General features: G+C 65.5%; 17 protein-coding genes, 1 tRNA gene and 1 pseudogene. 5 read left to right on the top strand and 14 right to left on the bottom strand.

Annotated features, from left to right (window positions below):
- Positions 1 to 4 precede the first annotated feature (4 nt).
- From ACZ48C_RS15580 to obgE, 9 genes are all read right to left on the bottom strand, one after another.
- On the bottom strand, positions 5 to 1,198 hold the full coding sequence (locus ACZ48C_RS15580; protein WP_464781659.1) for a divergent polysaccharide deacetylase family protein: 1,194 nt from the start codon (positions 1,196 to 1,198) through the stop codon (positions 5 to 7).
- Between the two features lie 70 nt (positions 1,199 to 1,268).
- A complete protein-coding gene (locus ACZ48C_RS15575) occupies positions 1,269 to 2,591 on the bottom strand; it encodes a S41 family peptidase (protein WP_119257911.1) in 1,323 nt (440 codons plus the stop codon).
- On the bottom strand, positions 2,581 to 3,951 hold the full coding sequence (locus ACZ48C_RS15570) for a murein hydrolase activator EnvC family protein (protein ID WP_464782821.1): 1,371 nt from the start codon (positions 3,949 to 3,951) through the stop codon (positions 2,581 to 2,583). Before ACZ48C_RS15570 ends, ACZ48C_RS15575 begins: the two co-directional genes overlap by 11 nt.
- 200 nt (positions 3,952 to 4,151) lie before the next feature.
- Positions 4,152 to 4,634, bottom strand: a complete 483-nt coding sequence (gene rlmH, locus ACZ48C_RS15565) for a 23S rRNA (pseudouridine(1915)-N(3))-methyltransferase RlmH (RefSeq protein WP_464781658.1) — start codon at positions 4,632 to 4,634, stop codon at positions 4,152 to 4,154.
- A gap of 79 nt (positions 4,635 to 4,713) precedes the next feature.
- Complete coding sequence (rsfS, locus tag ACZ48C_RS15560) at positions 4,714 to 5,184, bottom strand: ribosome silencing factor (RefSeq protein ID WP_464781657.1); 471 nt, start codon at positions 5,182 to 5,184, stop codon at positions 4,714 to 4,716.
- A 40-nt stretch (positions 5,185 to 5,224) separates the two neighbouring features.
- Positions 5,225 to 5,833, bottom strand: a complete 609-nt coding sequence (locus ACZ48C_RS15555; RefSeq protein ID WP_415212933.1) for a nicotinate-nucleotide adenylyltransferase — start codon at positions 5,831 to 5,833, stop codon at positions 5,225 to 5,227.
- A gap of 37 nt (positions 5,834 to 5,870) precedes the next feature.
- A complete protein-coding gene (locus ACZ48C_RS15550; protein ID WP_464781656.1) occupies positions 5,871 to 7,148 on the bottom strand; it encodes a glutamate-5-semialdehyde dehydrogenase in 1,278 nt (425 codons plus the stop codon).
- Positions 7,149 to 7,151: 3 nt separating this feature from the next.
- Positions 7,152 to 8,306, bottom strand: coding sequence for a glutamate 5-kinase (proB, locus tag ACZ48C_RS15545; RefSeq protein WP_464781655.1), 1,155 nt, complete (start codon positions 8,304 to 8,306; stop codon positions 7,152 to 7,154).
- 1 nt (position 8,307) lies between these two features.
- Positions 8,308 to 9,318, bottom strand: coding sequence for a GTPase ObgE (gene obgE, locus ACZ48C_RS15540; RefSeq protein ID WP_119257904.1), 1,011 nt, complete (start codon positions 9,316 to 9,318; stop codon positions 8,308 to 8,310).
- Positions 9,319 to 9,403: 85 nt separating this feature from the next.
- Between obgE and ACZ48C_RS15535 the strand changes: the two genes are divergently transcribed.
- A complete protein-coding gene (locus tag ACZ48C_RS15535; RefSeq protein ID WP_464781654.1) occupies positions 9,404 to 10,264 on the top strand; it encodes an endonuclease/exonuclease/phosphatase family protein in 861 nt (286 codons plus the stop codon).
- Between the two features lie 35 nt (positions 10,265 to 10,299).
- Here ACZ48C_RS15535 and ACZ48C_RS15530 read toward each other — a convergent pair whose 3' ends face one another.
- From ACZ48C_RS15530 to rplU, 4 genes and pseudogenes are all read right to left on the bottom strand, one after another.
- Complete coding sequence (locus ACZ48C_RS15530; protein ID WP_464781653.1) at positions 10,300 to 10,890, bottom strand: GNAT family N-acetyltransferase; 591 nt, start codon at positions 10,888 to 10,890, stop codon at positions 10,300 to 10,302.
- Positions 10,887 to 11,519, bottom strand: a complete 633-nt coding sequence (locus ACZ48C_RS15525) for a GNAT family N-acetyltransferase (protein WP_119257901.1) — start codon at positions 11,517 to 11,519, stop codon at positions 10,887 to 10,889. The genes ACZ48C_RS15530 and ACZ48C_RS15525 overlap by 4 nt, the downstream gene beginning before the upstream one ends.
- A gap of 128 nt (positions 11,520 to 11,647) precedes the next feature.
- The gene (gene rpmA / locus ACZ48C_RS15520; protein ID WP_119257900.1) at positions 11,648 to 11,917 is read right to left on the bottom strand and encodes a 50S ribosomal protein L27; all 270 of its coding nucleotides are present in this window, start codon (positions 11,915 to 11,917) and stop codon (positions 11,648 to 11,650) included.
- A gap of 88 nt (positions 11,918 to 12,005) precedes the next feature.
- Positions 12,006 to 12,317: pseudogene (gene rplU / locus ACZ48C_RS15515) on the bottom strand (50S ribosomal protein L21); the annotation flags it as partial.
- A gap of 330 nt (positions 12,318 to 12,647) precedes the next feature.
- On the opposite strand from rplU, the gene ACZ48C_RS15510 reads away from it, so the two are divergent.
- Both ACZ48C_RS15510 and ACZ48C_RS15505 read left to right on the top strand, forming a co-directional pair.
- Positions 12,648 to 12,737 (top strand) — tRNA-Ser (locus tag ACZ48C_RS15510).
- A 133-nt stretch (positions 12,738 to 12,870) separates the two neighbouring features.
- Positions 12,871 to 13,086 carry a hypothetical protein gene (locus ACZ48C_RS15505; RefSeq protein WP_464781652.1) on the top strand — a complete coding sequence of 72 codons (216 nt, stop codon included), beginning with the start codon at positions 12,871 to 12,873 and terminating at the stop codon, positions 13,084 to 13,086.
- An 89-nt stretch (positions 13,087 to 13,175) separates the two neighbouring features.
- Here the strand turns inward: ACZ48C_RS15505 and ACZ48C_RS15500 are convergent, their stop codons facing one another.
- A complete protein-coding gene (locus ACZ48C_RS15500; RefSeq protein WP_464782820.1) occupies positions 13,176 to 14,237 on the bottom strand; it encodes a class I SAM-dependent methyltransferase in 1,062 nt (353 codons plus the stop codon).
- 211 nt (positions 14,238 to 14,448) lie between these two features.
- Here ACZ48C_RS15500 and ACZ48C_RS15495 point away from each other — a divergent pair, with 211 nt between their 5' ends.
- Together ACZ48C_RS15495 and ACZ48C_RS15490 are read left to right on the top strand one after the other, a co-directional pair.
- Positions 14,449 to 16,071, top strand: a complete 1,623-nt coding sequence (locus tag ACZ48C_RS15495; protein WP_464781651.1) for an ABC-F family ATP-binding cassette domain-containing protein — start codon at positions 14,449 to 14,451, stop codon at positions 16,069 to 16,071.
- Positions 16,072 to 16,165: 94 nt separating this feature from the next.
- The gene (locus tag ACZ48C_RS15490; protein ID WP_464781650.1) at positions 16,166 to 17,374 is read left to right on the top strand and encodes a TIGR03862 family flavoprotein; all 1,209 of its coding nucleotides are present in this window, start codon (positions 16,166 to 16,168) and stop codon (positions 17,372 to 17,374) included.
- Positions 17,375 to 17,378: the final 4 nt, after the last annotated feature.

Raw genomic sequence — 17,378 nt, 5'->3', positions numbered from 1 at the left:
TGTCCTATTTTCTGGCGGGAACGGCTGCGAGCGACGCGACGCCGACGATCTCGATGCCGCGGGTCTCCGCTTCCTCGCACCATTTGCCGATGGCGTCCACACTTTCGTCGAAGGCCGAGGCGATGCCGATCGCCGTGCCGTTGCGGCGGGCGATGCGCTCCAGCTCGTCGAGCTTCTTCAGCACCGCCTCGCGGGAAAGATCGGCGTCGAGCTGCAGGTCGGCGAAGGCATGCGGGGCCTCCACCGCCCCGGCGATCGTGCCGGAAAGCGACTGGGCGGAGCTGCCGTCGTCCAGGAAGAGCAGGCCGCGGCTGGCCACATCGCGGATCACCGGCTCCAGCGCATCGGCATCGGCGAGGAAACGCCCGCCCATGAAGTTCACGAGGCCGGTATAGTTGGTGATCTTCGCCATGGCGCGGTGCAGTTCGGCAAGGTTCTGCGTCTCGCTGAAATCCGTGCGCAGCGTATAGGGGCCGGGATCGTTCTGCGGATAGTCGAAGGGTTCCAGCGGCATCTGCAGGAGGATTTCATGGCCGCCGCGGCGGGCTTCCTGCATCCAGCGCGACAGGCTGTTGCCGCTGGCGGCAAAGGCCAGCGTCACTTCCGCCGGCAGCTCGCGGATGGCGCGTTGCGTACCCGTCTGGCTGAGGCCGAGGCCGCCGACCACGATGGCGATGCGCGTGCCGCGCGCGCCGGACCAGGGCCGGGCATACTGGTCCATCGGCCGCGTGCCGTCGAGGCCGATGACGGGGATCTTGCCGTCCGAGGTCTCTTCCAGGAGGTCGTCGTTGGGGAAGGCCGCGGTGCGCGGATCCTGTCCGATGCGGTTCGCCTCGATGAGGAGCGGTCCTTTGCCGTCGCGCGTGCCGGGAGAATAGGTGCGCACGACATTGCCGTCGTCGGTCGTCGTTTCCTCGACGCGGGCGCCGGAAAGGCCGTTTGCGCGCCGCACGCCGCCCTTCGCCTCGGCGGTTTTCTGGTCGGCCTTATCGGCCGCCGCATGGGTGTCTTCGGAAGGAGGCGTGAAAGGCGTGGTGGCAAGGCCGCTCGGCGCCAGCGCCGTCCAGCCGGAAAAGCCGAGAAGGCCGGCGACGACGAGCGCGGACACAAGGGTGCCGGCGGAGAACCGGGAGGGTCCTGCCGGTCCGGGCCTTGCCTTGCGGTCCTGGCCGAGAGGTGCGTGAATATCTGTGCCCAAGGTCAGTCCGCGCTGGCCGAAAGGTGCGGGGGAAACAGGGCCCGCCGATGGCGGGCCCTGCGCAGATGTCTTACTTCTTCAGCTCGGCCTTTTCCGGATTGGCCGGGAAGGACGGGTCGGTCTTCTGGCCGCGCAGGAGTTCCAACGCGTATTGGAGCTGGACGTCGTCCTTGGCTTCCGGCGGAACGTAGGCGGAGGAACCGGAGCCCTGGTCCGTCTCGCTCTGGCCCTGGATATGGCCGCGCAGGCTCGATTCGCTGGCGTTCTCGACCTTGCCCTGCAGTTCCGGCGGCAGCGGCTGGTCGATCGTGATGTCCGGCGTGATGCCGGTGCCCTGGATCGATTTGCCGGACGGCGTGTAGTAGAGCGCCGTCGTCAGGCGCAGCGCGCCGGCGTCGCCCATCGGAATGATGGTCTGGACCGAGCCCTTGCCGAAGGAACGGGTGCCGACGACGGTGGCGCGGCGCAGATCCTGCAGCGCGCCCGCGACGATTTCGGAAGCCGAGGCCGAGCCGCCGTTGATCAGCACGACCACCGGCTTGCCGTCGGAAAGGTCGCCCGGCGAGGCGTTGAAGCGACGGGTCTCGTCTTCGTTGCGGCCGCGGGTCGAAACGACCTCGCCGCGCTCGAGGAAGGCGTCGGAAACGTTGATCGCCTGGTCGAGCAGGCCGCCCGGATTGAGGCGGAGGTCCAGCACATAGCCTTTCAGCTTGTCGGCCGGGACCTGTTCCTTGATCTTGGCGATGGCGGTTTCGAGGTCGTCGAAGGTCTTCTCGGTGAAGGAGATGACGCGCAGGTAGCCGACATCGTTCTCGACGCGGAACTTCACGGCCTTCACGGCGATGATGTCGCGCTTGATGGTCAGCTCGATCGGCTTGTCGGCGCCCTTGCGGATCAGCGTCAGCTTGATCGGCGTGTTGACGGCGCCGCGCATCTTCTCGACCGCGTCTTCCAGCTTCAGGCCGCGGACGTCCTGGCCGTCGATCTTCGAGATGAAGTCGCCGGCAAGAACGCCGGCGCGGGCGGCCGGCGTGTCGTCGATCGGCGTAATGACCTTGACGAGTTCGTCTTCCATCGTGACTTCGATGCCGAGGCCGCCGAACTCGCCGCGCGTCTGGGTGCGCATGTCCTCGGCGTCCTTGGCATTCATGTAGGAGGAATGCGGATCGAGCGAGGAGAGCATGCCGTTGATGGCATTCTCGATGAGCTGGTCTTCCTTCGGCGGCGTCACATACTGGGCGCGCACGCGTTCGAACACGTCACCGAAGATGGACAGTTCGCGATAGGTCGACGAACCGGCTGCTTCCGCGGGCAGGGTTACCGTGTTGATGACGCTCATGGCCGTAGCACCCATGAGTGCACCGACAATAACAAGTGAAGCCCTACGAATCATTGCGTGCCTTTCCAGATTTCTTGGCGGACCACCACGGCCGGGAATCAACCGGTTTTCCGTTCTTTCGGAATTCAATGTAAAGTGTCGGCTTGTCCGTTTCCAGCGTCAAAGCGTTGACACTCGCGACCCTTTTTTCACCCATCACGGCGAGCGGTTCTCCCGCCACGACGAACTGACCCTCCCGCACGCTCACCCTGTCCATGCCGGAAAGCACGAGATGGTAGCCTTCCCCGGCATTCAGGATGATCATGCGCCCGTAACTGCGAAACGTTCCGGCAAAGACGATCCATCCGTCCGAGGGGGCCGTGACCAGCGCGCCCGGATTGGCCGCCAGCGTCAGCCCCTGCGAATCGTGGCCGGTGCCGTCCGCCTCGCCGAACTGGCGCAGCACGTCTCCCGCCACGGGATAGTCGAGTTTTGCCTGCAACTGCGAAAATTCGTATGCCGGAGCAATGCGGTTTTTGTCGGGCACGCTGTCGCGGGCGAGCGCCCTCGCCTTCTCGCGTTCCGCCTCGCTCTGTCCGCGCCGTTCCTCTTCCTTGGCGCGGGCGAGCGCGGCGGCATCGCGCACCGAGCCGATCTCCTGTTCCAGGCTGCCGATCAGCCCTTCGAGGCTGGTCGCGCGGGCGGCGAGCTCCTCCGCGCGGCGCCGTTCGGCGGCGAGCGTGCGGGCATTGGTCTCGGTCAGCGCCTCGTTCTCGGCGATCAGCATTTCCGAGCGCTTCTCCTCCTCGATGCGCACCTGCATGGCGTCGGTCAGCTCGGTCTTTTCGCGGTCGATATTGCTCTTGATGTCCATCAGCGCGGCGAGGTCGTCGATGAGCGCATCCGTTTCCTTGCGGATGCCGGGCACGACGGCGCCGAGCAGGATGGCGCTGCGCACCGAGGAAAGCGCGTCCTCCGGCGTCACCAGAAGGGCGGGCGGCGGATTTCGCCCCATGCGCTGGAGCGCGGCGAGCACTTCGGCGAGCAGGCCGCGCCGCTCGTGCAGCGAGGCGCGCACGCCGGCTTCCCGGTCGCGCATGCCCTCCAGCCGCTTCTCGCCGTCGAGGATCTTCTCCTCCATCGCCTTGCGCCTGGCCGCCGACTGGACGATCGCCTCGCGCAGGCTCTGGCGCGACTTGTCGAGATTGGCGATCTCCGCCTCGAGCTGTTTGGTCTTTTCCGACGAAACGGTGATCGACTGGGAAAGCGCGTCGAGTTCCCGGCGCGTGCTGTCGCGGCGAAGGGCGAGCGCCGCGGCGGGATCGGGCTCGGCCTTCGGCAGCGAGCCGGTCTTTTCCAGCGCGACGGATGCCTCGTTGGGCTCGGCGGCGAGCGGGTAGGGAAGGAGGGCCAGCGACAGGGCAGCCGAGAGCATGGCCGGCCGCAGCAGGCGGCTGACACCCTCACCCGGATTGGCTGTGCCGGTCTTCCTCATCGCGTTCCGAACATTTTTTGGGCCGAACGTTTTGCTGGACCTGCTCTATGCTGATTTGCCGATTTCGCCAACAAACAGCGCCAAAAATACGGCCTCCGCCATCATGGGGCGCGAGGCTTGCGCGGCCATGACGCCATCCGTCAGCTGCGGTGGTAGGGATGGCCGGAGAGGATGGTGACGGCGCGGTAGAGCTGTTCGGCCAGCAGGATGCGCACGAGCTGGTGCGGCCAGGTCATCTTGCCGAGGCAGAGCGTGGCGTTGGCGCGCTCGTAAAGGGCGGGATCGAGCCCGTCTGCGCCGCCGATGGCGATCATCAGCTCGCGTTTGCCGGAATCGCGGAAGCCGGCGAGAAGATCGGCAAAGGCCGGGGAATCGAGCGATTTGCCGCGCTCGTCGAGCAGGATCAGCACGGCGCCGTCGGGCAGCGCCTTTTCCAGCATGGCCGCTTCCTCGCGCTTGCGCGTGTCGGCATTGCCGGCCCGGCTTTCGCCGACTTCGGCGAGCTTGCCGAGCTCGAAGCCGATGGCGGGACCGGCCTTCGCGAAACGGTCGATATAGCGGGCCGCAAGTTCCTTCTCAGGGCCGGCCTTCAGCCGTCCCACCGAAAAAAGTCCAACCCGCATCGCCTCAAGCCCTGTCCGTTCGGGTGACGCGCAGCCGCGCCACCGCCTGCTTTCGCCGGACAGGTGCCCGGCGTCTGGATTAGTGTACCGTGCCGTCCTCGATCTCAGGAGCCGCCCACATCCGTTCGATGTTGTAGAACTCCCGGACTTCCGGCCGGAACACGTGGATGATGATATCGCCCGTGTCGATCAGCACCCAGTCGCCCGCCTCCAGGCCTTCGACGCGGGCATTACCCAGGCCTTCGTCCTTGAGATCGGTGATGAGGTGATCGGCGATCGCCATGACATGACGGTTCGAGCGTCCGGACACGACCACCATGTAGTCGCCCAGCGCCGATTTTCCGGCAATGTTGATGGTGACGATATCTTCCGCCTTGGAGTCCTCGAGGCTTGCGAGGACCAGTTGAAGGGCCCGGTCGGCGGCATCATCGCCCCTTCCCGCGCTCCTGGAGAAAACGCCGACGACGTTTCCCTTTGCGTGCACTGTTGTCAGGTTCGTTCCTTTCTGGATACAAGCAGCACGTCCCGTACCGGCAAAATGCGCCGGCACCTACCAAATGTAGGCACCGATGGGGGGCAGTTTCAAGACGTCACTTCTGAGGGATGGTTTTCTCTAGCGTTGCGCCCTTGCGCAGCGCCGTGGAACTGAGGGCCGAGCGCGGCCCGTGAATGAAGGTCCAGGCCGGCGCCGGGCGGCCGGGAAGCGACATGGCATCCTCCTCGTCGACCCGGGCATGGTCGAAGGTCTTGGCCATGCGGGAGGATAGATAGGAGAGCGTCGAGCCCGGCCGGTCGATGACGGCGATGGGGAAGGTGCAGGCGATCTTCCGCCAGTTCTGCCAGTGATGGAAGGTGCCGAGATTGTCGGCGCCCATGATCCAGACGAAATTCACGCCGCGGTTCAGCGCCTGGACCCGCTCGAGCGTCTTGGCCGTATAGCTCTGGCCGAGCCGCTTCTCGAAGGCCGTCACCTTGACGCGCGGGCCGGGGGCGATGGCCTCGCTGAGGCGGATGCGCTCGGCGAGCGGGGCAAGCTCCCGGTGGTCCTTCAGCGGGTTGCCGGGCGTCACCATCCACCAGAGCTGGTCGAGGCCGAGGCGGCGCAGCGCGGTTTCCGCGACGAGCGCATGGCCCTGGTGCGGCGGGTTGAAGGAGCCGCCGAAAAGGCCCACCGCCATGCCTTTCTCGACATGCGGCATCCTGAGGTAGCGCTCTGCAACCGTGTCCGCCGTCACCTCAGGGCCGCACCTGTCCGGTGCCGCGCACGCGGTATTTGAAGGAGGTGAGCTGCTCGACGCCGACAGGCCCGCGCGCATGCATCTTGCCGGTGGCGATGCCGATCTCGCCGCCCATGCCGAACTCGCCGCCATCGGCGAACTGAGTGGAGGCATTGTGCAGGAGGATCGCCGAATCGATTTCCGTGAAGAAGCGCTCGACGACAGCAATATCCTCAGCGACCACGGCTTCCGTATGGGCGGAGGACCAGCGGTTGATGTGCTCGATGGCGCCGGAAATGCCGTCGACCAGCGAGACCGAGAGAATGGCGTCGAGATATTCCGTCGCCCAGTCCGCTTCCGTTGCGGCGACGAGGCCGGGGATGCGGGCGCTGATTTCGTCCGTCGCGCGCACTTCGCAGCCGGCGGCGACTAGGCCTTCGACCAGCGGGGCGAGATGGGTGTCTGCGACGGCGCGGTCGATCAGCAGCGTCTCCATCGAGCCGCAGATGCCCGTGCGGCGCATCTTGGCGTTGACGACAATCTTTTTCGCCATATCCAGATCGGCGGACTTGTCGACGTAGATATGGCAGAGGCCTTCGAGATGGGCGAAGACCGGCACGCGCGCCTCGCTCTGCACCCTCGCGACGAGGCTCTTGCCGCCGCGCGGCACGATGACGTCGATGGCGCCGCCAAGGCCGGACAGCATGGCGCCGACGGCGGCGCGGTCCGTCACCGGCACATACTGGATCGCATGTTCCGGAAGGCCGGCGGCCTTCAGTCCGGCGACCAGGCAGGAATGGATCGCCTGCGATGAATTCACGCTGTCCGAGCCGCCGCGCAGGATCACGGCATTGCCGGCCTTCAGGCACAGCGCGCCGGCATCCGCCGTCACGTTCGGCCGGCTCTCGTAGATGACGCCGATGACACCGAGCGGCGTGCGCACGCGCTCGATATGAAGGCCGTTCGGCCGGTCCCATTCGGCGATGACGTCGCCGACAGGGTCCTTGAGCGCGGCGATATCGCGGATCGCGCCGGCAATGCCCTCGATACGCTCGGCCGTCAGCGTCAGCCGGTCGATGAAGGAGGCCGCGACGCCGCTCTCCTTCGCATTGGCAAGGTCGATGGCATTGGCGGCAAGGATCGCCTCGCGATGCGCGAGGATTTCCGCCGCCATGGCTTCAAGGGCGCGGTTCTTCCGATCGGCCGTGGCGATGGCGAGTGGGCGGGCGGCGGCGCGGGCGTTGCGGCCGATTTCGGCCATCAGGCTGTCGATATCGGTCTTCACCTGGTCAAGCATGGCTCAAATCCCTCCCGCCTCGGTGGCGACAGGCAGCCCGGTCACCACGAGATCGTCCCTGTGCACCATCGCGGCGCGCCCGGCATAACCGAGAACGGCGGCGATCTCGGTCGATTTCCTGCCGACGATCAGCCGCGCCTCGTCGGCATCGTAGCCGGCGAGGCCACGGGCGATCTCGCGCCCGTTCGTGCCGTAGATCGAAACCGTGTCGCCGCGCGAGAACGAACCCCAGACGCCGCGCACACCGGCAGGCAGCAGGCTCTTGCCGGCCGAAAGCGCCGTTTCCGCGCCCGCATCGATCTCCAGCCGTCCGGCCGGCTGCAACTGCCCGGCAATCCAAGTTTTTCGCGCGGTAACGGGCGAACCCGACGGGGCGAACCAGGAGGAGCGCGCACCCTCTTCGATGGCGCGAAGCGGATGGTCGACCTTGCCCGAGGCGATGATCATGGCGCAGCCCGCGCCCGTCGCGATCTTGCCGGCGTCGATCTTGGTGCGCATGCCGCCGCGCGACAGTTCCGAGGCCGCACCGCCCGCCATCGCCTCGATCTCGGGCGTGATGGCGTCGATGGTCTCAAGGAAACGCGCCTCGGGGTCGAGATGCGGCGGGGCCGTGTAGAGCCCGTCGATATCGGAGAGCAGCACCAGCAGGTCCGCGCCCGTCATCGTGGCGACGCGAGCGGCGAGCCGGTCGTTGTCGCCATAGCGGATTTCCGTCGTCGCGACCGTATCGTTCTCGTTGATGATCGGCACGGCGCCGAGCTTCAGGAGCTGGTTGATCGTCGCGCGAGCGTTGAGATAACGGCGGCGCTCTTCCGTGTCGCCCAGCGTCAGCAGGATCTGGCCGGCGACGATACCGTCAGCCGAAAGGCTTTCCGACCAGGCGCGGGCAAGCGCGATCTGGCCAACGGCCGCCGCCGCCTGGCTTTCCTCCAGCTTCAGCGCGCCGGCCGGCACCTTCAGCACCGAGCGGCCGAGCGCGATGGCGCCCGACGAGACGGCGAGAACGTCCGTGCCGCCGGCCCGGAGCGCCGCGATATCCCGGCACATGGCGTCGAGCCAAGCCTTCTTCAGGCCGCTCGCCCGGTCGACGAGCAGTGCCGAGCCGATCTTGATCACAATCCGGCGGTATTTTCCGAGCGGTTTGCGGTTCTTCGTCATCTCAGTCGTCGGATCCGGAATTCTTCGCTTGAACGATGATGTCGCGCACTGCCCGCAGCGTGCCGATCATGCCGACATTGGCAACGGCGGAAAGCTGCAGCGGCGTCTGCCCGCAGGCCTTCGCCAGCGCCTTGGACTTCTTCTTCAGCTCATCCTCGTCGAGCACGTCGATCTGCGACAGCGCGACGATTTCCGGTTTGTCGGTGATGCCACCGCCATAGGCTTCCAGCTCGCGCTTCACGGTCTTGTAGGCTTTCGCGACATCCTCCTCCTGCGCGGAGACGAGGTGCAGCAGAACGCGCGTGCGCTCGACATGGCCGAGGAAACGGTCGCCGAGGCCGATCCCGTCATGCGCGCCCTCGATGAGGCCCGGAATGTCCGCAAGGATGAATTCCGCGCCATCGATGGTCGCGACGCCGAGGTTCGGGTGCAGCGTCGTGAACGGATAGTTGGCGATCTTCGGCCGGGCGCGCGTGCAGGTCGCAAGGAAGGTCGACTTGCCGGCATTCGGCAGGCCGACGAGGCCGGCATCGGCGATCAGCTTCAGGCGAAGCCAGATCGTCTTCTCCTCGCCGGCAAGGCCGGGGTTGGCCCAGGTCGGCGCCTGGTTGGTGGCCGACTTGAAATGCGCGTTGCCGAAGCCGCCATTGCCGCCGGCGGCCAGCTTGAAGCGCTGCCCCTCGGTCACGAGGTCGATGATCAGCGTCTCGTTGTCTTCCTCGAAGATCTGCGTGCCGACCGGCACCTTCAGCGTCACGCTGGCGCCGTTCGCGCCGGTGCGGTTGCGGCCCATGCCATGCGTGCCGATGGACGCCTTGAAGTGCTGTTGGAAGCGGAAATCGATCAGCGTGTTGAGGCCGTTGACGGCCTCCACCCACACGTCGCCGCCGCGCCCGCCGTCGCCGCCGTCAGGGCCGCCGAATTCCACGAATTTTTCGCGGCGGAACGAGACAGCCCCTGCCCCGCCGTCGCCGGAGCGGATATAGACTTTTGCTTCGTCCAGGAACTTCATTGGCTCGCCGTTTGCTTTACTTTGATCGTCATGGTCATTTTGCCGTCTTCGATATAGCCGCTTCCCGCAGAGGTCAAAGACTATCGTGAAATTCGTCAGCTACAACGTCCAGTACGGCATCGGTCTCGATGATCGTTTCGACCTGCCGCGCATCGCCTCCAGCATTCACGGTGCCGATATCATCGCCCTGCAGGAAGTGACGCGGAACTTCCACCGCAACGGCCATATCGACATGGTCGCCGAGTTGCGCACGCTGCTCGCCAACCACTATTCCGTCTTCGGCCCGGCCTGCGATCTCGATGCCGGCTCGGCGATCGAGAAGGGCCGGGTGGTCAATCGCCGCTTCCAGTTCGGCAACATGATCTTCTCCCGCTGGCCGATCCTCTCGACCCGCACGATCCTCCTGCCGCGCACGCGCACCCTCGACAAGCTGAACCTGCAGCGCGGCGCAACCGAAGCGGTCATCGCAACGCCGGGCGGGCCGATCCGCGTCTATTCCGTGCATCTCGACCACGTCCACCGTGACGAGCGCATCGCGCAGATCCGCTACCTCAAGGACCGCGCCAGGCTCTACGGCGACGAGGGCGGGGCCATTTCCGGCGCGCATGAATTCGGCCTTGCCGAGCCGCCGGCGCCCGATGACTACGTGCTGATGGGCGACTTCAACATGGTGCCGGAATCGCCGGAATATTGCGAGATGGCCGGCGGCGTCGATCCCCTCTACGGGCGGCAGATCCGCGCCACCAACCCGGTGGATGCGCTGGCCGGCCTCGGCAAGCGCCATGCCGGAAGCTTCAGCTGGATCAACCCGAAAGACCATGCCGACCGCATGTTCCTCGACTACTGTTTCCTCAGCCACGGCCTCGTGGAGCGGCTGACGGATGCCTGGGTCGACGAGACCGCCTTCGGCTCCGACCACATGCCGGTCTGGTTCGAATTGTCCTGACATGGAAGCGGGGCGGATCGCTCCGCCCCGTTCCTTTATTGCCGCGGGATTGCCGGGCGGAAGTCGCCCGGCTCCAGCCGCGTCTCGATATGCGGAACCATCGAGCCGCGGGCGACGCAGTAGAGGTCGCTGCACCCGGTGATGCGGAAGCTCGCCTTCTCCTGAACCCTCAGCGAAGCGGGGTTGTCGGCGAAGACGCCGGAATGGATGTCCGTTCCGGGCATGCGCGTCATGAACCGCGCCATTGCCGCATGTACCGCCTCGCTCATATAGCCGCGCCGCCAGTAGAAGCGGTTCAGCCAGTAGCCGAGATGCCATTCCCCGCCGAGCCACTCGAAGGAGACGCAGCCGATATGCACGTCGTCGCCGGTGGTGATGGCGAAGGCCCAGCCCTCGTTGAGATCGGTGGTGGCAATAGCGAGCCATTCGGCCGCGTCCTGCCGGTCATAGGGGGCCGGAGCCCGCGCCAGCATGCGCGAGACCTCGAAATCGCCGAGCGACTGGGCGATGGCATCCGCATCGGACATGCGGTGGGGCCGCAGGGTGAGGCGTGCCGTCCGGATGGTCGGGCAGGGGCCGGGGCCGGTAACACGCTCGCGTTCCCTCCGGGTCTGCATGGCGTTCATCGCATGCCTCCCCAGCTCTTCAGCGAAACCCAGGTCTTGCGGTCGAGCCGGTACCATTCGACGGGCACCATGCCGCCGACGGCAAGGCTCTGCACCATGCCGGTCGCCTGGAACTGGAAGCCGCACTTCTGGATGACCCGGCGCGAGGGAATGTTCATGACCCGGCAGCGCGCATCGATCTGCTCGACATCGCGGGTGCGGAAGACCATGTCGATCAGCGCGTGCGCCGCCTCGGTGACATAACCCTGGTTCCAGTAGGGCTCGCCCAGCCAGTAGCCGAGCTCGACCGTGCGTCCGTCCTCGTGCGGTTCGATCCCGCAGCAGCCGAGGAAGGCGCCATTGTCGGCTTTCGTAATGGCATAGACGCACTTGCCAATCGCGCCGGCGCGTGTGCGTCGCACGAAATCAGCGGCGTCCGCAACCGTGTACGGGTGCGGCATGCGGGCGACCATGTTGGCGATGTTGGCGTTGTTGGCAAGATGGGCAAGGGCGTCGATGTCGTCTTCGTGCGGGGCTCTCATGACGAGCCTCGGCGACAGCAAGATCGGGCAATCGGTCCTCGACCGTTCAGGCCTCAGCCTTTCCTTGGGAGACCTTGATTGGTCTTCCCGCAACAATTCGGTCTGCATGGCTCGTTCCTCCAGAACGGAAAAAGGGAGATAAGGACTTGCCTCATCTCCCTTTTTTTCCTGCAGGTCCGAAACCTGTAGCGTCAGCCGGGTCGATGAGACGCCGGCTGTTTTAGAGCGCTACCGGCTTATTCCGCTGCTTCCGCTTTCGGCATTACAGACACGTAGACGCGACCGTTGGCCTTCGTACGGAAATTCACATTGCCAGCTGTAAGGGCGAAGATCGTGTGATCCTTGCCGAGGCCGACATTGGCACCGGGATGCCACTGCGTGCCGCGCTGACGGACGATAATGTTGCCTGCGAGGACGGCTTCGCCGCCGAACTTCTTCACGCCGAGGCGCTTGGACTGGGAATCGCGACCGTTGCGCGAGGAGCCGCCAGCTTTTTTGTGTGCCATGGGAGTTCTCCTTTACCTGTCCGGATTATTCGGCTGCTGCAACGGCTTCGGCTTCAGACTTCTTGGAAGCCTTCTTTGCCTTGCCGCCGGCTGCCGCGATCTCGACGATACGGACAGTCGTGTTGTGCTGGCGATGGCCGCGCGAGCGCTTCGAGTTCTGGCGGCGGCGCTTCTTGAAGGCGATAACCTTCTTGCCACGGCCATGCTCGACGACTTCGGCGGTCACGACGGCGCCTTCGACGAAGGGCGCACCGATCGTGGCATCGGCGCCGACGCCGACCATCAGCACTTCGGTGAATTCGATCTTCGCACCAGCTTCGCCGGACAGCTTTTCAACCGTCAGGACGTCGTTGGCGGCCACGCGGTACTGCTTACCGCCGGTCTTGATGACTGCGAACATTTTATATCCTTTCATGTTCGTGCCGGCTCTTTGCCCTTGAGGGCACGGCCGTCTTTTTGTCAGTCGCTACGAATGGAGAGGCATTGGCGCCCCGCCGGTTAGGTCGGTTCCTGCCGGCATGATCCCCGCGAAGCGAGGAAGTACGGCACAAAGAACCATCATCGCGGCACAGGTGAGACCTATGCCACTGCACCTTGCGCAATAGGTGAGCCGATGAAAACTGTCAAGGAGATTTCCGTCACCATTGCAATTAGATGCTTTCTGCCCCCTTGCGCCCCCGCCCGACACCCGCTATGTACCGCCCCGCGCTGAAGGCGCCGACCGACATCCGGAGAGGTGGCAGAGTGGTCGAATGCACCGCACTCGAAATGCGGCATACCTGCAAGGGTATCGTGGGTTCGAATCCCACCCTCTCCGCCATAAGTTTCCAATAAATCGATATTTTTCCGAACGAGACGGGACGGCTCTCCGATCCGTTGCGCGAGTCTGGCGCTCGATCAGCGCGGGGGCTACACTGTTGCTGACGAGAACCGATGCGCAGCGAGGTGATGCCATGGCGATGTTCACGGTCACGACCGGCATTGAAGTCGAAGCGGATACCGCCGAGGAAGCGGCGCTGATGATGTATCGCGAACTCAGCAGGGACCCTGTGCCGGTCACCTATCGGGTCACCGACGCGAAGAACACGACGACGGAACTGGTGCTCGATCCGGAAAAGGCGGAGGAATACGCGCTGACCGATCACACGGCGGATCCCGGCAACTGGTGAAGGGTCTTCATCGGCTGTTCCGATGGCGATGGGTGTTCTTCATCCGCCTTTGCGGATAGACGCTCTTCACGCGTGGCGATTGCCGCCTTTCAAGCCTGCACCTCGAATACCATGTTGAACGGCGTTTCCGTTGCCCGGCGGAAACGGGTGAAGCCCGCATCGAGCGCGACTTTGCGAAGGCGCAGCTCTCCTGCCTGTGCGCCAAGTCCGAGTCCCACTTCCTGGGAGAGCGAGGCGGGCGTGCAGATCATTGTCGATGCGCCGTAATAGACACGGCCGACCGGGTTGAGATTGTCCTTGAGATGATCATGCGCGAAGGGTTCGACGATCATCCATGTTCCGTCCGGGGCGAGCGTTTCCCGCACGTGCCGGCCGGCGCCCACCGGGTCGCCCATGTCATGCAGGCAGTCGAACATTGCGATCATGTCGTAGTCGCGGCCCGGAAACTGCGCTGCCGCGCTCTGCTCGAAGGTGACCCGATCGGCCACTCCGGCCTTTTCGGCCGCTGCCCTTGCCCTTTCGATCGAGGGGCCGTGATAGTCGAAGCCGACGAATCGCGACGCCGGATAGGCCTGTGCCATCAGGATGGTCGATGCGCCATGGCCGCAGCCGACGTCGGCGACACTGGCACCTGACCTGAGTTTTTCCTCGACGCCGTCGAGGGCCGGAATCCATTCGGTCACCAGATGGCTGTTGTAGCCGGGACGGAAAAACCGTTCGGTTCCGCGGAAAAGGCAGGTGCTGTGCTCATGCCAGCCGACGCCCTTGCCGGTGCGGAACGCGTCGGCGACCTTCGGTTCGTCCACCCACATGGACTGGACGACCTCGAATGCGCCGACGAAAAAGGCCGGGCTGTTCTCCTCGGCAAACACCATCGCCTGCTCCGGCGTCAGGCTGAAACGGTTCGTTGCTTCGTCATAGTCGATATAGTCGGCGGCGGCCTGAGCGCTGAGCCATTCCTGCAGGTAGCGCTCCTTCAGCCCGGTTTTCGCCGCAAGCTCCCGGGCGTTTACCGGCTCGCCGTCGGCCATCGCCCTGAAAATACCCACCTGGTCGCCGAGCACGACCAAGGCGCCCGTTACCGCGGCGCCGATATCGCCGACGAGGCGGCCGACGAGCGCGTCGAGTTTCTGCATATCCGGTTCACGCACGGAAGCCTCCCATGGCCAGGACAGATTCTTAACTTTAGAATAATTGAATATAACATCAATCGAGACCGGTGGTCCAGCACGCCGCGCGGGCAAGGGTCTCGCGCACGAGATACGGAACCGACACATTTCATGGAGATTCGCCGTCGCACCCGCATGGACTTGCCGCACTGCCTCGTGGCATAGGGCGCGGGACACGACGAGGCTTCCTTCCATGATCCGCATCGAGAATATCAGCAAGTCCAACAGCCACCGCATCCTCTATATCGAGGCCTCCGCCGCGTTGAACCGCGGGGAGAAGATCGGGCTGGTCGGACCGAACGGGGCGGGCAAGACGACGCTCTTCCGCATGATCACCGGGCGGGAGCTACCGGACGAGGGGCAGGTTTCCGTCGAGAAGCATGTCTCCATCGGCTATTTCAGCCAGGATGTCGGCGAGATGGCGGGGCGCAGCGCCGTCACCGAGGTGATGGACGGGGCGGGGCCGGTGAGTTCCGTCGCGGCGGAGTTGCGCGAACTCGAGGCGGCGATGGTCGATCCCGACCGGCTGGACGAGATGGATGCGATCATCGAGCGCTACGGCGAGGTGCAGGCGCGCTATGAGGAACTCGACGGCTACGGGCTGGAGAGCCGCGCGCGCGAGGTGCTGGCGGGCCTCAGCTTCAGCCAGGAGATGATGGATGGGGATGTCGGCAAGCTTTCGGGCGGCTGGAAGATGCGCGTGGCGCTCGCCCGCATCCTGCTCATGCGGCCCGACGTCATGCTGCTCGACGAGCCGAGCAACCATCTCGACATCGAAAGCCTGATCTGGCTGGAGCAATTCCTGAAGGGCTATGACGGCGCGCTGCTGATGACCTCGCACGACCGCGAGTTCATGAACCGCATCGTCAACAAGATCATCGAGATCGATGCCGGCTCGCTGACGACCTATTCCGGCGACTACGGCTTCTACGAACAGCAGCGCGCGCAGAACGAGAAGCAGCAGCAGGCGCAGTTCGAGCGCCAGCAGGCGATGCTCGCCAAGGAGATCAAGTTCATCGAGCGCTTCAAGGCGCGCGCCTCGCATGCCGCGCAGGTGCAGAGCCGGGTGAAGAAGCTCGACAAGATCGAGCGCGTCGAGCCGCCGCGCCGGCGCCAGACGGTGATGTTCGAATTCCAGCCGGCGCCCCGCTCGGGCGAGGACGTGGTCAGCCTCAAGAATGTCGGCAAAGCCTATGGCAGCCGGGCGATCTACGAGGATTTCAGCTTCCTGATCCGCCGCCGGGAACGCTGGTGCGTGATGGGCATCAACGGCGCGGGCAAGTCGACGCTGCTGAAGCTCGTCGCGGGTGCCGCGGCGCCGGATGCCGGCAGCGTAACCATCGGGGCGAGCGTCAAGGTCGGCTACTTCGCACAGCATGCGATGGATCTGCTCGACGGCGACCTGACCGTGTTCGAATGGCTGGAGGCGGAGTTTCCGCGGGCAGGGCAGGGGCCGCTGCGCACGCTGGCCGGCTGCTTCGGCTTTTCCGGCGACGACGTGGAGAAGAAGTGCCGGGTGCTGTCCGGCGGCGAGAAGGCGCGGCTCGTCATGGCGGCGATGCTGTTCGATCCGCCGAACTTCCTCATCCTCGACGAGCCGACCAACCATCTCGACCTCGACACCAAAGAAATGCTGATCAAGGCGCTGTCGGAATACGAGGGTACCATGCTCTTCGTCTCGCACGACCGCCATTTCCTCGGCGCGCTGTCGAACCGGGTGCTGGAGCTCAACGGCGACGATATCCACCAGTATCCGGGCGGCTATACCGAATATGTCGCCCAGACCGGGCACGAGGCGCCGGGCCTCGCAAGCTGACCTGTCGCCGCCGCCGTGATTGCGTTATGACGGGCGCATCGGCGGCGATGTGACGGTGGACCGCTCTATCGAAATGTCAGTGCGCGGGAACAGGATGGCAAAGCGGATCGGGATCGTCGGCGGCGGGCCGGCCGGGCTGATGGCGGCAGAGATGCTGTCCGCGCGCGGCCATGCCGTGACGGTGCTGGAGGCGATGCCGACGGTCGGGCGAAAGTTCCTGCTTGCCGGCAAGTCGGGCCTCAACATTACCCATTCCGAGCTCTATGAGCGCTTCGCCACCCGTTTCGGTGCGGCGAACGGGCATTTGCGCGCGGCGCTCGATGCCTTCCCGCCGGACGATCTGCGGGATTGGGCATCCGGGCTCGGCACGCAAACCTTCGTCGGGTCGTCCGGCCGGGTGTTCCCGACCGTGATGAAGGCCTCGCCTTTGCTGCGCGCCTGGCGGGCGCGGCTGGAAGGGCAGGGGGTCGATATCCGCGTGCGCCATCGCTGGACGGGCTTTGCGCCGGAGGGGCTGGCGGTCGAGACGCCGGACGGCGCGGTGACGATGGCCTTCGATGCGATCCTCCTGGCGCTCGGCGGGGCGAGCTGGCCGCGGCTCGGCTCGGATGCCGCCTGGGTCGGTGCGCTTAAGGAAAGGGGCGTCGCTATCGTGCCCTTCCGGCCGGCCAATTGCGGTTTCGATGTCGATTGGCCGGCGTTCTTCGTGGAGAAATTCGCGGGCGCGCCGGTCAAGGGCGTCACGGCGTGCTCGGCGGCCGGGACGATCCCCGGCGAATTCGTCATCTCGGCCCCGGGTGTCGAGGGCAGCCTGATCTATGCCCATGCGGCTGCATTGCGCGATGCGCTGGACGGGACCGGGACGGCGATCCTGACGCTCGATCTCGCGCCGGGCCGCACGGTGGAGCGGCTGGCCGCGGATCTCGCCCGTCAGGGCGGCAAGGCGAGCTTTTCCACCCGGCTGCGCAAGGGCGCCGGGCTCGACGGGGTGAAGGCGGCGCTGCTGCGGGCCTGCATTCCCGATGCGGCCGCGCTGGCTCCCGCGGCTTTGGCGGCGGCGATCAAGGCGGTGCCGCTCCGCCCCGTGCGCCCGCGGCCGATTGCCGAGGCGATCTCGTCGGCGGGCGGCGTGAGGTTCGACGCCATCGACGAGGGATACATGCTCAAGGCGCTGCCCGGCGTCTTCGTCGCGGGCGAGATGATCGACTGGGAAGCGCCGACCGGCGGCTACCTGCTGACGGCGTGTCTTGCCACCGGCCGTGCGGCCGCGCTCGGAATGGATCGCTGGCTATCCGATAAATAATAGC

Source organism: Shinella sp. 1A1, from assembly GCF_055379515.1.
The sequence above is the reverse complement of the archived record's forward strand: the minus strand, read 5'-3'. Positions and strand labels throughout refer to the sequence as shown.